Below are 13080 nucleotides of genomic sequence, written 5' to 3'. Positions count from 1 at the left end.
AAACGGCACGAAAAACGAGCGTCCGGCAACAGTGAGAGCGAATTTAATGACTTTGTTATCTTTTAATGACGTACCTATGACTGCTGCCATTTTTTATTTATTTTTTTAATATTATTGTATGGTGATGCCTCACCAAAATCTTCTTCAAATTCAGATATTATGTCACGCACTAGATTTCTATATTCAGTCCTCCAATCTTTATCACTTATATAATCTTTCTCGATGCAATAACAAAGTCTATCTAGTGAATTCAAGTAGCTTTCTTTAGTAGTATTAAAATAATCCCGAAAGATTTCTAAAGCCCCCTCATCTAAAGTGCCCTTATTGTCTGCTTCCCTGACCGATTTTGCAGCCTTGTTAAATTCCAGCTTCCTTGAATTCATTTGAGTTTCTATCTCGAGAACAATTTTCAATGAATCCATTTTCTGATTTTTAACTGCTATTCCAATCTGGTCATTGATTTTTCTCAATTGACTAAATGCAATCCAAGCCCCAATCGCAGCTACCACAAAAGTACCCATATCCATATTGAACGTCATTTATTGCTTCCTTTTCACGAGAATCGCTTTCGCTTTGCTTGTGTTTATTATGGTTTTGTCCACCGACTGATCTTCCATTGCTGGAGTCAACGGAGCCGCATAAAAATATTCTTCTGAGCTCAATTCAAACGCACTCAAAATATCGTTTTGTAAATTTAATATATTTTCAACAGGAAGATTCTGCCATTCCTCTTCGTACTGTTTGCTCAAGTACTCTCTTAAGTCTTCCAATGTTGTAATGTTGTTTAATGTCATGTCTTTTTCCTATTTTAAGATAACATCTTGGTATTAATGCGATACGCATTTTGTATTGCATAATCGCTTGATAGACTTAGCTGCTACCTACTTGATGTGTAAGGTTGGTGTTGTTTATTCTGTAGGGATATGATTTAGTTGTCTTTAGCTTAGCTATTATTTCAGCATTCCCTGCATTGCTCGGCATATGTTCGGTTATCATTACACCTAACTTTGGCTAGATATGCAATTATATTTTTGCCAAGGAAAATGTAGTAGGGAAATAAGTTAGCTTATTGATCCCACAGATATGAAAACTGTCAGATTCAATTGAATCACTCAACCAAACCTGACAGCGTTAACTGACTTAGCTTAAAGCGTCATCACGATTCGGCCTGTGATATCGCCTTTTAGCATATCGTCAAAAATATCGTTGATATCTTCTAAGCGTTTTTCTTCAATAATGGCTTTAACTTTCCCTTTAGCAGCAAAGTCGAGGCATTCTTGTAAATCTTTACGCGTACCAACGATAGAGCCTACAACAGACACACCATTTAATACAGTATCGAAAATTGGCAATGGCATATCTTCAGGTGGTAAACCTACAAGCACACATTTACCGCCACGGCGCACGCTTTTATAAGCTTGCTCAAAACCGGGTTTTGATACGGCAGTACACACAACGCCATGTGCCCCGCCCACTTGTTCAAAAATGGTTTCTGAAGGCACTTGCTTCATAAAATCTATGGTGATGTCTGCGCCAAGCTCTTTGGCCAGTGCCAATTTGCTCTCGCCGGTATCAACGGCAATTACATTAAAACCCATCGCTTTTGCGTACTGCACTGCTAAATGGCCTAGGCCGCCAACACCAACAATTGCAACCCAATCACCCGCTTTGGCATCGGTCACTTTAAGCGCTTTATAGGTTGTAACCCCCGCACAAAATAGTGGTGCGGCTTCTGCGAAACCTAATCCTTCAGGAATTTTAACCACGTAATCGCCATGGGCTACACAGTACTCAGCGTAACCACCATCGACTGAATAACCGGTGTTGTGTTGCTCAAGGCATAAGGTTTCTTTACCTTCTAAACAAAACTCACAATGACCACAGGCGCTGTATAACCAAGGAACACCAACACGATCTCCCACAGATAAGTGTTTAATGTTTGCGCCTACTTTTTCGATAGTACCTACCCCTTCATGGCCCGGTACTAATGGCATTTTAGGTTTGACTGGCCAATCTCCATGACAAGCATGTAAATCTGTATGGCACACGCCACACGCGGCAATTTTAACTAGCACATCGTTAATTCCCACCTCTGGGCATGGGATATCTTCGATTGTTAATTTACCTTTGTACTCTTTATTTACTGCAGCTTTCATAACCTTCCTCCATGGTATTATTAGATTTCAGCCTATACGATAAACTTATTAACTGTCACTATTATTGATCCACATCAAATAGCTAATCACTGCGGCATTTAATTAAACTACACTTTAAATTCAATAACTTAAATTTAAATAATGGCGTATCTACACTTTAGTAGTAGCAGATTGCATAGTGGCTATTTCTTTTAGTTATACCCCGAGCGTGCTAGCATTTAATTTCTGAAATTTTTGAATACTAAAAATTATGAGCCTATCTGAAAAAAACTTAGCTTTTGTTATGCACTGCGGTGAAATGGGTAGCCGTTGGGGCTTTAACCGCACCATTGGTCAAATGTGTGGATTATTAACCATTACGAAAGAGCCAATGACCGCCAATGAAATTGCCGATACCTTAAGTATCTCGCGCGGAAACGTAAGTATGGGCATTAAAGAGCTACAGTCTTGGCGCTTAATTAAAGTGCATCATATTCCGGGCGACCGTAAAGAATACTACGGCCCTGCTGGCAGTATTTGGGATATGGCCAACCGCGTATTCGAAGAACGTAAAAAACGCGAGATAGACCCAACCCTTAGCCTGCTTCGCGATAACATTTTAGAAGAAGCCCACAATGATGATGAACGCTTTGCTCAGCAGCAAATGCAAGAAATTCACGACCTACTTGAAACTGTAACTAAATGGTCTGCAGAGCTACAACGCTTAAGCCCTGAACAACTTCAAAGCCTAATGAAACTAGGTTCTGGCATTGGTAAGGTTCTTGATTTTAAAGACAAGATTTTGAAAAAACCGGGGAAAAGTGAGTAAATTGCTAGGGGAAAGTTTGTAGGAGGCGTTTCAACGCCGAATGTTTGAGGTTCACGGCTGAAGCCGTTCCTACGGGACTCACCGTAGGCGTGAAACTTGTTTCGCGCGCTCTCTTGTAGGCCGTGCTTTAGCGCGTTTTGAATGGATAGTCATAACTACTCTTGCCTTTGCTATACTAATAATTAAGCGTTTATTTACGTTCTGACTTAAATGGATATTAAGCTATGTATAAAGAGACAGAAATAAATTACTCGTTAATTATTATTTTATTAGTAATTAGTGTCTTTATAATTTTCTCGCCTGAACTGGCTGACCTCAAAATAATTATATTATCGATAAACCTGCTTGTTACTTTGCTGTTCTTTTCGCTCACAATCGTAATAGATGAGCAAAAGCTACGTTGGTATTTTGGGTTTGGGATTATTAGCAAAGATGTTGAATTATCTCAGATTGCACAGGCCTCAGCTTACAAAACAAAGTGGTATCAAGGAATTGGCATTCGTATGCTAAATGATGGCTGGTTATACAATGCATCAGTTGGACAAGCCGTTAAAATAACTTTAACTGACGGAAAAAACATATACCTCGGCTGTAAAGACGTAGAGGCACTGCAACAAGCACTCAAAGTAAAGGTTTAAAATTGTATCGAGGGGAAAGTTACAAGAGCAAAGTTAGCAAGTAAAGTTTAATAATTTTGTATTTTTCCTCTTAAGCGCAGCGCCTCTTGGCCTCTTTGTGAGTAATTCACTTAGAGATCTTTTGCAGTAGTAATATTTAACATAAAAAGCGCGAGATAAACTCGCGCTTTATGCAAATCCCCTAGTACCTAGTACCTAGTACCTAGTACCTAGTACCTAGTTACCTAGTTACCTAGGCTCTAGTATCTAATTACTTAATCGCTGGGTAACCGATGCGGTCAGATAAGTAACCAACACTGGTTGCAAAGTAATACGAGCGATTCCAGTGCATAAGTGCTTTGTAGTTATCGTAGGCTAGGTACATACGGCCGTTTACGTCATCTGGCATTACCATTGCGGCGGTAACATCAACGTTTGGTAGATCGCTACCATCCATTTTACGAACACCGATTGCTTGCCAATCAGCAAGGCTGCGCTCTGACTCTTTCCAATACTCTAACCATTGGCTGCGTGTTTTAGTGCCACGCTTAAGAATATTTGCGTTATCAAAGCCTTCAGGTAGTTTAACTTGGCGGCCCCAGGTTAAATCATCGTTCCAACCTGCTTGCTTAAGGTAGTTAGCAATTGAAGCAAAGGCGTCTTCTTCTGTAGTCCAAATGTCTTTGCGGCCATCACCATTGTAATCAACAGCGTAGGCGTTAAATGAGGTTGGCATAAACTGAGTTTGCCCCATTGCACCAGCCCATGAGCCTTTGAACTTATCTAGGGTAATGTGACCCTCTTTTAAGATATCAAGCGCTGCCCAAAGCTGGTTTTTATACATGGTTTCGCGGCGACCATCAAAAGCAAGTGTAACTAATGATGCAATGACACTGTGACCACCTTGGATTTTACCAAAGTTACTTTCAAGGCCCCAAAGTGCAACAATAAAGCGTGCTTGTACGCCGTATTCTTTGGCTACTTTTTCAAGAACCTCTTGACTTTCTTTGTATAGCTTACGCGCGCGGTCAATTTTCCATTGCGGCACACGTTTTGGTAAATAAGTTTCGAGGGTTTCTTTTACTTCTGGCTGGTTTTTATCAGCTGAGATCACTTTCTTTTTGAATTTAGCTGTTGCAAGTGCTTGATCAACTAAGGCTTCATCATAGCCTTTTTCAAGTGCTTCTTTTTTTAATGCTGCAACGTAAACGTCAAAATCAGCTTGTGTCTTTTGTTCTGCCAATACTGAAGTACTTAGTGAAGCACTGAGTAAAATGACGGCAAGTTTTTTAATCACTCTCAACTCCCTTGTCTTTTTTAAATTGGGTTAACAGATTTTCTTCCGGCGGAGGTAATTGCAAGTAGAACCCTTGGTCAATTAACGCTTGCTTAACCGCGTCTAAGTCTGCCACACCTAACTTTTCACGGCTTGCTAGATTAATCATCATCACGTACTTAGGTTGACCAAACGTTTCTAGTAATGGTTCAGGTACGCGTGAGAAATCATCTCTTTTTTCTACAAAAAGGTATGTATCCGCTTTTTTAATACTTTTATACACCGCAGTTAGCATTATGGCCCTATAATATCTTGCTTAACGAAGGCGCACACTATAACATGAGTGATATAATAAGTTAGAAAAAATAGATTAGATTTTTAATGTATATGCCTTGTTCAGCCTGTGTTTATACTTAAATAATGCTAATCCAGACAATTCAATTGAGCGTGTATGTCGGAACAAATTTTTGAATTAAAAGGGAACCTTTTTACGTTATCTGTTTTACATTTATTTTCAGCAGATACAGCCCTTTTAAGTAAGCAGTTAGATGAGAAAATCGCCCAAGCACCTAAGTTCTTTGCCGGTGCGCCTATCGTAATCAACTTAAGCGACGTACAAGATGAAGCGCTTGATTTCTCTTTCTTAAAATCAATGTTAAGCGGCCTTTCGTTAAACCCTGTTGGGGTTTGTAATGGCTCTCAAGAGCAAAACGAAAGCGCAAAAGCTGCGGGCCTGTCGGTGTTAAATTATTCACAAGACGTTAAGGGTGCAACCGCTAAACAACAAACAAATACATCTATCGTTGAAAAAACCGTTCACCTGCCTGCGCAAGTTATTCATGGCACTGTACGTTCGGGCCAGCAAGTGTATGCAAAAGACCGCGACCTAATCGTAATTGGTGCTGTAAGTCATGGCGCCGAAGTGATTAGCGACGGTAACGTGCACATTTATGGCACCCTTCGCGGCCGTGCAATTGCAGGGGCTAAAGGTTACAACGAAGCAAATATATTTTGCCAAAAATTAGAAGCAGAACTTGTTTCGATTAATGGTAGTTATTGGATCAGCGACTCTCTACAAGGTGAACACTGGGGCAGCGCAGTACAAATCCAACAAAAAAATGATTCATTAGAAATTTCAGCTTTGGTTAAAGGATAAATCTCATGGCAAAAGTGATTGTCGTTACTTCTGGTAAAGGTGGTGTTGGTAAAACCACATCGAGTGCTGCGATTGGCACAGGTTTAGCGCTTAAAGGCTTTAAAACCGTTATTATCGACTTTGATATTGGTCTACGTAATCTTGACCTTATCATGGGTTGTGAACGCCGTGTTGTTTATGATTTCGTAAACGTAATCAATGGCGAAGCTAACCTAAATCAAGCACTTATTAAAGATAAGCGCGTTGATAAGCTACATATTTTACCTGCCTCACAAACCCGTGATAAAGACGCCCTAACCCGTGACGGTGTTGAGCGCGTACTAAACGAGCTGAAAAAAGATTTTGATTACATTGTGTGTGATTCTCCAGCGGGTATCGAAGCTGGTGCAATGATGGCAATGTACTTCGCTGATGAAGCGATTGTAACAACGAACCCAGAAGTATCATCAGTACGTGACTCTGACCGTATTCTTGGCATTTTACACAGCAAATCAAAACGTGCTGAAGAAGGCCTTGAAAGCGTAAAAGAACATCTACTATTAACTCGCTATAATCCTGAGCGTGTTGAAAAAGGCGAAATGCTTTCGGTAGAAGACGTACAAGAAATCTTAGCGATTAAACTACTGGGCGTTATTCCTGAATCACAAGCTGTACTTAGTGCATCGAACTCTGGTCAACCGGTTATCCTTGATGGTGAATCGGATGCAGGCCAAGCATACACAGATGCAATCAATCGTTTATTAGGCGAAACTGTTGATTTTCGTTTCTTAGACGTAGAGAAAAAAGGCTTATTTAAACGGATTTTTGGAGGTTAATGTGTCTTTACTTGACTACTTCCGCTCAGAAAAGAAAAGCAGTGCGTCATTAGCAAAAGAGCGATTGCAGATCATTGTCGCGCACGAACGTTCACAGCGTGGTACACCAGATTACCTACCACAGCTAAAACAAGACATCCTTGATGTTATTCGTAAATATGTGAATGTAAACACTGATGCAGTTCAGGTGCAGTTTGACCAAAACGAAGATGACTTAGCAGTACTTGAGCTAAACGTCACCTTACCTGACGAAGAAAAGAAATAGTCAAAATTGGGCGCTTAGTTTTTTAACAGCGCCCTTTTTTATTTCTGCCACTGCATATGAAACTCATAGTCGTCTTCGCCTAGAGTTTTAAACCCTGACCGTTGATATAATCCATACGCTGGATTCGCTTTTAGCACCGTTAAATTTATCTCTGCTGTTTGCGCTTTAAGTGCATCTAACACCTTAGTGCCTAATCCTTTGCCCTGCTCTTTAGGTGCAATTTGTAGCTGTAATAAACTGATTGCTTGGTCACTTACAATGAACTTGGCAGCGTCTACACTTTGCCCATCATTATCTTAAGTCGAGTAAATAGGCTTTGTCTTGCTCTGTAACCGTTACAAATTCAATCATTATTGTCTAAAAAAAGAAAAAGGTACTTTAATAAAAGTACCTTTTTAGGTTGCAACAAACAACATGTCTATGGTTAAAAGTTATAATTTGCGCCTAAGTAAAAACGACGACCCGAGTATTGGTTATAGGTAAAGCGATTACTTTGCTTCCAATAGCCTTCTTCTATTTCTTCAGTTAGGTTCACCACTGACGCGGTAAACGAAAGATCCTCTGTTAGGTTATACGAGGCATTCACATCTAGCTGACCATAGTCTTTGGTATACAAGTTGTAGCCTTGGTGAATACCGTTGGCACGGTCATCTTTCCAGTTATATGACGCACGAACACTAAAATCGTCATTCTCAAAGTACACCGACACATTATATTGGTGCTTAGCGGTGCCTGGTATTTCGACCTCTGTTTTTTGTCCGTCTGTCGAGACTTCGCTGGTGCTGGTATCTGTGTAGGTATAGTTAGTTAAAATACCAAAACCATTATCAAACGAGTGCTGGAAGAACAGCTCTAAACCTTCTGATTTTGCATCACCCCCACCCACTTTGGTGTTCATTTCGACCTCAATTGGGCCGTTACAACAATCATGTTCACGCTCTACAATTTCTACCGTCGAGATTGGTAGGTTAGAAATATCTTTAGAGAATAACGTGGCACCCAGTGCAGAACCATCGCCGTAATACCATTCAATGCCTAAATCAAATTGGTCAGATAACATAGGTTCAAGCCCTGTGTTTACCGAGGTACCATTACCACGGCCTGTCCATGAATCAGGCGAGTTAATGTTAACTGGAGGACCGTATGACTCTGCTTGGCTTAAGTCTGAATAACTCACTCTTGCCATGGTACGTGCTGCTGCAAAGCGCACCACTAGATCTTCGGTTGCATCCCATGCAAGGTTAAAGCTTGGTAATACTTCACTGCCATCGCTACTGCGCTCGTTTGGATCCGTGTCGTCATCGTCTTGACCTATAACATCATCGTAGGTCAAGGTGCTCAGCTCTGTATTAACATAACGCACACCGACATTACCGCGGAAATCTTGCCATTCAAAATCAGCTTGTGTGTAAACAGACCAAATTTTTTCTTCAAGGGCATAGGTACCCGAAAGTGTTGGCACCACTGTTTGGCTAAAGTTTTCTTTTAAGTAATCATCCAGTGCTCTGAAATCGAACGCTAAAAAGTTAAATGCGCCAGTATCACCTGCACTGTTATCAACCACATGGTCGCTTACCAATGTTGGCGCATCTGGGTGAAAATCTGGATTATGGAACCACTCAGTGCCTGGCAAGTAACCGCGGTAACCGCCGTTATCAGAGATGCCGTCATCCCAACGAAAGTCGTTACGAATACCTTTAATTTCGTGGTCGCGGTATTTAGCACCTACATAGACACGGGTAAAAAAGTTGCCATCGAGGTCAAATTTTACATCTGTTTGAATGTAATCTTCTGAGTCTTCATTTTCAGATGAGTAAGAGTCAAACCAATCATAATACTGGTATGCTTCTTTATCGGTGGCTAAATCAGTCGACACTTCGTAGCTTGGTTTACCGTTTTCAATTGACCATAACCAGCTGTTTACTGAGCCTAAACGCGCATCAATATTGGCGTAGGTTTCTTTTGAGGTGCCGCCTTCAGCTTCAGTATGACCCAGCTTTAATGTAATGCTGTACGTATCGCCAAAATAAGTACCTTCAAAATCATAGGTGTTTGATTTTGACTCGCCAAAACGCTCACGCCCTGTTAACTGCGGCGATAACAAACCACGGCGAACAGCCACACCACCATTTACATCGGCATCACCCCAGTTATTATCATTAAGTAACCCATTATCGCCATTACCGTAGGCAACCACAGTATCGCCATCAAGCACAATGCCGTAATACGGGTTGTGGTTATCATTCCACTCGGCAAAAGTAATGCTTTGCCCTGTTTGGTCGTAGCCTAACTTGGCACCAAAATAGTTAAAGTTTAAATCAAGTCTGTCACTCGGTGCCCACTGCACAGCGACTTGATACCCATCGCGTGTACGGTCTTGGTTTGAGTTATTAACACTCATCGCACGAGGCGCCCATACATTGTTGTACACTTCGCCAGTGGCTTGGTCTACCAGCGCAGGACGCTCTGCACCTTCAACGGTATCTGAGTGAAAACGCCAGTGTGATGCGTTGTTAGTGATGGTTGTTACAGTGCGATCTTGACGAGTAAAACCGGCCAATACACCAAAGTTTTCGTCGTCATTTTTCCATGAATACAGCACATTAACTTGCGGCTTAGTGTCTTCAGACACATCATCATAAGTCACCTCGGCACTTAACGCCCCTGAATTTGCTTCCATCTCAAGCGGTTTACGGGTGTGTAAAATAACCGTACCACCAATACCGCCTTCATCGATGCGTGCTTCTGCACTTTTGTACACTTCTACACTTTTGATCATGCTTGAAGGCAATAACGTGTAATTAAAACTACGGGTAGGAGTACCAGAACCTGATGAAGCAATATAGTTACCGTTTAATTGGGTAAGTGTCCAATCTGGTGACGTACCACGAATACTCACGCGGCTACCTTCGCCACCGTCGCGGTCAATCAAAACGCCCGATACACGTTGCAAAGAATCAGCGACATTTTTATCAGGAAACTTACCAATATCCTCTGCGGTGATTGCATCAACGGTAGCCGTTGAAAGTCGTTTTATTGCTAAGTTTTCTGCAGTTGAAGAACGAATACCTCGTACTTCAATCACTTCTACATCTTCATTTACTTGCTCTGCTGCGTAACTTGTATTGATTGCCGCCAGTAGCGAAATCAAAATTGCATTTCGCTTAAAATGCCTTCCTTGCCCTTTTGTTTTTATTACAGTTTGCTTGCCCATGCCTATCTCCAGTTGTGTGTTCTGTTTTTGTTTAAGAGGCTTTAGCCTCTGCAAAAACGATTTATTGTTGTCGGTTTTTAAACTGATTATCGGTAGTTAACAGCTTGTTAAACTCAAACTCAGAATAGGGTGAGCGGTCAAAAAGTGATAATAAAAATTCGGTGAGAGATATGACAAAATCGGCGTTTGGAATATTTTATATTCATTTTTATAATTTCTGCTTTATAGTTAGGCCTGTCGTTGCAGAGCTAGTTCACTCATCAACACAGACTTAGTTAAAATAGTAACCAATTGATAGTAAACACCAAATTATTTTTCATTACAATTTTAAGTTTACGTTAAATTAATTAACTAATGAGTAGGTGTAATAGATATGGTAAAAACACGTCCATGAACAATGGTAAATTTCTTGAAGTATGCCTAAACGAAGGGTGCTTAAAGCTGCTTGCTAACAACATTTCGCTGGCTAGTAACTTAGGCGCAAAACGCTTTGAATTATGCAGTAATTTACACCTAGGAGGCTTAACACCAAGTGTTAATGCGATTGACTGTGCTGTTAAAAACCTGACTAATAGTGCAAAGTTAGTGGTGATGATACGACCCGAAGCAAACAACTTTTTCGTTAGTGCTGAGTGTCACCAAGTTATGCAAAAACAAATAACAATGGCAGCGAACGCGGGAGCGCATGGCGTGGTATTTGGTGCAGTTAAAAACGGCGAACTTGATTTAAAAGTGACCCGCTCTTTAGTTGCCACAGCCAAACAGCATGGCCTAATGGTGACCTATCACCGTGCATTCGATACCCTTACAAACCCGTTAAGCGCACTTGATAAACTGATTAGTTTAGGCGTTGACCGCGTATTAACAGCAGGCATGCCGTGGCAAAGCGGTCAAAGTGCTGTTGATGGTCTAAATCAGCTCAACACATACTTAGTGCACAGCGCTAATCAGATAGAAATTGTTATGGGTGGTGGCGTTACTTTAGAAAACGCGGCAACACTTTGGCAATTAATAAAAAACCATTCAGCAAAAGCGGCTGTGCATGTACACTCATGCGTTCACAACGAAAATGGTGCAATTAATGCTGAGGCTATCAATAAGCTACTTTCAAAGGATTAAACATGGCAACGTATTTTTTAGGTATTGATGGCGGTGGCAGTAAGTGTAAAGTTCGTTTAGAAAACGAAAACGGCTCATTGCTGAGTGAAGCCATAAGTGGTTCAGCAAATGTGGCCACCAGCTGCCAACAAAGCCAAGAGTCAATACTGCACGCCACTGAACTTGCATTTCATGACGCTGAGCTTGCCTTAAGCGAGCTGAAAAATACCTATGTGCATGCAGGGCTTGCCGGAGCTAATATCGACTCTTCCTATCAAGCCATGACCAAATGGCAGCACCCTTTTGCCAAGTTTACCCTGTCAACAGATATGCTGATTGCCTGTAAAGGCGCACATCAACACCATGATGGCGCAGTGATTATTCTGGGCACGGGCTTTTGTGCGGGTTACCAGCAGCAAAACCAATTTAGCGAATTAGGTGGTTACGGGTTATTACTGAGCGATGGTGCCAGTGGGGGTTGGTTAGGCTTACAACTTTGCCGTAAAGCATTTGCAGTACTTGATGGTGTTTCGCAAAGTTCAGCAGCAATAGATACCCTACTCACCCAACTTAACTGCGACTCAAGCCAAGCGTTAAGTCAGCGTTTAATATCAGCGCGCCCTGCTGAGCTTGCCAAATTTGCGCCCCTAGTTTTTAGCCATTCTGACGATGCTTTTTGTCAGCAACTAATCAATGAAGCGTGCGCATACATTAGCCGCTATATCGCTTACTTTGAAAAGCAAGGCATTGAAAACGTCACCTTGATGGGCGGCATTGCCACTGCCATCACACCTTACTTAACTGATGCCAGTAAAGCGCATTTAACCCCCGCCCTTGCCAGTGCAGAGCAAGGGGCTATTTTAATGGCAAGAGCTGCAATTTAATCGCCTAATTGCGAGCGCATTTGTGAGGGAATTTCACCAAACAAACGCCGAAATTGTTTGCTGAAGTAACTCGGCTCCGAAAACCCGCACTGGTAGGCTACTTGTGAAATTGGCAGTTGCGTTTCAATCAGTAGCTTGCGGGCATTTTCGAGGCGTACTTCGTTTATAAATTGATTGGGTGTTTTTGCTAAGTGCTTTTTAAAACGACGCTCTAAAGCACTTACCGACAAATGCGCAAGCTCTGCTAATTCATCAATGCTGATCTGACGATGATAATGCTCGCGAATAAATTTTACTGGCTCTTCAATAGCCCTTACATGAGAAAGCGCTTTTGAGGTTTTTTGTAGATGTCGGGTCACTCCATAAGTGCCAATCACATTGCCATCGTGATCTTTTAAAGCATGCTTTGATGTAGAAAACCAACCAAGCTCACCTTGTTGGGTTTGGTTCAGCTCTAAACGGTCAGTCACTATATAGCCTTCCATCACTCGTTTATCGTCATTGACGTATTGAAACGCGAGGTGCTTTGGCGAGAAATCGAAGTCTGTTTTTAGCAATATTTGCTCCAGTGTTTTATAACCCTGATGCTCAATAAAATGCTGATTACAATGCAAGATTCTACTATCTGTGTCTTTTACCCAAAAGAGGATATCTGGCAGTAAATCAAATGCAGCAATTAGCTGATTTACACCAGCTTTTTTTATTATTTCTTGAATATCCATCGCTTAATTTTGTCTCAATAAAGAACAAGCCTATATATTTTAAACGCCGATTTTGTTGCATTGTCAACC

Annotated in this window: 14 protein-coding genes and 1 pseudogene; 7 read left to right on the top strand and 8 right to left on the bottom strand. The window is 41.3% G+C overall.

All coding sequences use genetic code 11. The features are described from left to right. Window positions 1-74: 74 nt before the first annotated feature. The 3 genes from IRQ78_RS00290 to adhP form a co-directional block, all read right to left on the bottom strand. The gene (locus IRQ78_RS00290) at window positions 75-539 is read right to left on the bottom strand and encodes a hypothetical protein (protein WP_194441046.1); all 465 of its coding nucleotides are present in this window, start codon (window positions 537-539) and stop codon (window positions 75-77) included. Beyond that, window positions 540-794 (bottom strand): hypothetical protein, encoded by a 255-nt coding sequence (locus tag IRQ78_RS00285; protein ID WP_194441045.1) that lies wholly within the window; start codon window positions 792-794, stop codon window positions 540-542. 351 nt (window positions 795-1145) lie between these two features. Further along, the gene (adhP, locus tag IRQ78_RS00280; RefSeq protein WP_054563854.1) at window positions 1146-2156 is read right to left on the bottom strand and encodes an alcohol dehydrogenase AdhP; all 1011 of its coding nucleotides are present in this window, start codon (window positions 2154-2156) and stop codon (window positions 1146-1148) included. Between the two features lie 250 nt (window positions 2157-2406). On the opposite strand from adhP, the gene IRQ78_RS00275 reads away from it, so the two are divergent. Both IRQ78_RS00275 and IRQ78_RS00270 read left to right on the top strand, forming a co-directional pair. Beyond that, entirely contained in the window at window positions 2407-2964 is a 558-nt protein-coding gene (locus IRQ78_RS00275; RefSeq protein WP_138616669.1) for a GbsR/MarR family transcriptional regulator, read from the top strand. Between the two features lie 224 nt (window positions 2965-3188). Beyond that, window positions 3189-3602 carry a hypothetical protein gene (locus IRQ78_RS00270; RefSeq protein WP_194441044.1) on the top strand — a complete coding sequence of 138 codons (414 nt, stop codon included), beginning with the start codon at window positions 3189-3191 and terminating at the stop codon, window positions 3600-3602. Between the two features lie 250 nt (window positions 3603-3852). Here IRQ78_RS00270 and IRQ78_RS00265 read toward each other — a convergent pair whose 3' ends face one another. Both IRQ78_RS00265 and IRQ78_RS00260 read right to left on the bottom strand, forming a co-directional pair. Further along, window positions 3853-4878, bottom strand: coding sequence for a lytic murein transglycosylase (locus tag IRQ78_RS00265; protein WP_194441043.1), 1026 nt, complete (start codon window positions 4876-4878; stop codon window positions 3853-3855). Then, window positions 4871-5152 carry a YcgL domain-containing protein gene (locus tag IRQ78_RS00260; protein WP_054552050.1) on the bottom strand — a complete coding sequence of 94 codons (282 nt, stop codon included), beginning with the start codon at window positions 5150-5152 and terminating at the stop codon, window positions 4871-4873. The genes IRQ78_RS00265 and IRQ78_RS00260 overlap by 8 nt, the downstream gene beginning before the upstream one ends. Window positions 5153-5308: 156 nt before the next feature. Between IRQ78_RS00260 and minC the strand changes: the two genes are divergently transcribed. Genes minC through minE form a run of 3 tightly spaced genes read left to right on the top strand, consistent with a single transcriptional unit; the run spans window position 5309 to window position 7093 of the window. After that, on the top strand, window positions 5309-6013 hold the full coding sequence (gene minC / locus IRQ78_RS00255; RefSeq protein ID WP_054552049.1) for a septum site-determining protein MinC: 705 nt from the start codon (window positions 5309-5311) through the stop codon (window positions 6011-6013). 5 nt (window positions 6014-6018) lie between these two features. After that, window positions 6019-6828, top strand: a complete 810-nt coding sequence (minD, locus tag IRQ78_RS00250; RefSeq protein ID WP_054552048.1) for a septum site-determining protein MinD — start codon at window positions 6019-6021, stop codon at window positions 6826-6828. 1 nt (window position 6829) lies between these two features. Then, window positions 6830-7093, top strand: coding sequence for a cell division topological specificity factor MinE (gene minE / locus IRQ78_RS00245; protein WP_054552047.1), 264 nt, complete (start codon window positions 6830-6832; stop codon window positions 7091-7093). Between the two features lie 38 nt (window positions 7094-7131). Here the strand turns inward: minE and IRQ78_RS00240 are convergent. Together IRQ78_RS00240 and IRQ78_RS00235 are read right to left on the bottom strand one after the other, a co-directional pair. Beyond that, window positions 7132-7371, bottom strand: a pseudogene (locus tag IRQ78_RS00240) (GNAT family N-acetyltransferase); the annotation flags it as partial. A 146-nt stretch (window positions 7372-7517) separates the two neighbouring features. After that, window positions 7518-10307: a TonB-dependent receptor gene (locus IRQ78_RS00235; RefSeq protein ID WP_194441042.1), complete on the bottom strand. Its 2790-nt coding sequence runs from the start codon at window positions 10305-10307 to the stop codon at window positions 7518-7520. A 390-nt stretch (window positions 10308-10697) separates the two neighbouring features. On the opposite strand from IRQ78_RS00235, the gene IRQ78_RS00230 reads away from it, so the two are divergent. Together IRQ78_RS00230 and IRQ78_RS00225 are read left to right on the top strand one after the other, a co-directional pair. Further along, on the top strand, window positions 10698-11426 hold the full coding sequence (locus IRQ78_RS00230) for a copper homeostasis protein CutC (protein WP_171043814.1): 729 nt from the start codon (window positions 10698-10700) through the stop codon (window positions 11424-11426). Window positions 11427-11428: 2 nt separating this feature from the next. After that, on the top strand, window positions 11429-12289 hold the full coding sequence (locus IRQ78_RS00225; RefSeq protein WP_138616657.1) for a BadF/BadG/BcrA/BcrD ATPase family protein: 861 nt from the start codon (window positions 11429-11431) through the stop codon (window positions 12287-12289). Here the strand turns inward: IRQ78_RS00225 and IRQ78_RS00220 are convergent. Beyond that, window positions 12286-13011, bottom strand: coding sequence for an AraC family transcriptional regulator (locus IRQ78_RS00220; protein ID WP_054552042.1), 726 nt, complete (start codon window positions 13009-13011; stop codon window positions 12286-12288). The genes IRQ78_RS00225 and IRQ78_RS00220 overlap by 4 nt on opposite strands. Window positions 13012-13080 lie beyond the last annotated feature (69 nt).

Origin of the sequence: Pseudoalteromonas simplex (assembly GCF_015278155.1) — a bacterium.
GTDB classification, from domain to species: Bacteria; Pseudomonadota; Gammaproteobacteria; order Enterobacterales; family Alteromonadaceae; genus Pseudoalteromonas; species Pseudoalteromonas simplex.
This window is presented reverse-complemented; position numbering and strand designations above follow the sequence as displayed.

Coding starts and splice junctions, on each gene's coding strand:
- IRQ78_RS00285 (WP_194441045.1), bottom strand. CDS start 794: ATGACATTAAACAACATTACAACATTGGAAGACTTAAGAGAGTACTTG.
- IRQ78_RS00290 (WP_194441046.1), bottom strand. CDS start 539: ATGACGTTCAATATGGATATGGGTACTTTTGTGGTAGCTGCGATTGGG.
- IRQ78_RS00225 (WP_138616657.1), top strand. CDS start 11,429: ATGGCAACGTATTTTTTAGGTATTGATGGCGGTGGCAGTAAGTGTAAA.
- IRQ78_RS00275 (WP_138616669.1), top strand. CDS start 2,407: ATGAGCCTATCTGAAAAAAACTTAGCTTTTGTTATGCACTGCGGTGAA.
- IRQ78_RS00220 (WP_054552042.1), bottom strand. CDS start 13,011: ATGGATATTCAAGAAATAATAAAAAAAGCTGGTGTAAATCAGCTAATT.
- IRQ78_RS00260 (WP_054552050.1), bottom strand. CDS start 5,152: ATGCTAACTGCGGTGTATAAAAGTATTAAAAAAGCGGATACATACCTT.
- minD (WP_054552048.1), top strand. CDS start 6,019: ATGGCAAAAGTGATTGTCGTTACTTCTGGTAAAGGTGGTGTTGGTAAA.
- IRQ78_RS00230 (WP_171043814.1), top strand. CDS start 10,698: ATGAACAATGGTAAATTTCTTGAAGTATGCCTAAACGAAGGGTGCTTA.
- adhP (WP_054563854.1), bottom strand. CDS start 2,156: ATGAAAGCTGCAGTAAATAAAGAGTACAAAGGTAAATTAACAATCGAA.
- IRQ78_RS00235 (WP_194441042.1), bottom strand. CDS start 10,307: ATGGGCAAGCAAACTGTAATAAAAACAAAAGGGCAAGGAAGGCATTTT.
- IRQ78_RS00270 (WP_194441044.1), top strand. CDS start 3,189: ATGTATAAAGAGACAGAAATAAATTACTCGTTAATTATTATTTTATTA.
- minC (WP_054552049.1), top strand. CDS start 5,309: ATGTCGGAACAAATTTTTGAATTAAAAGGGAACCTTTTTACGTTATCT.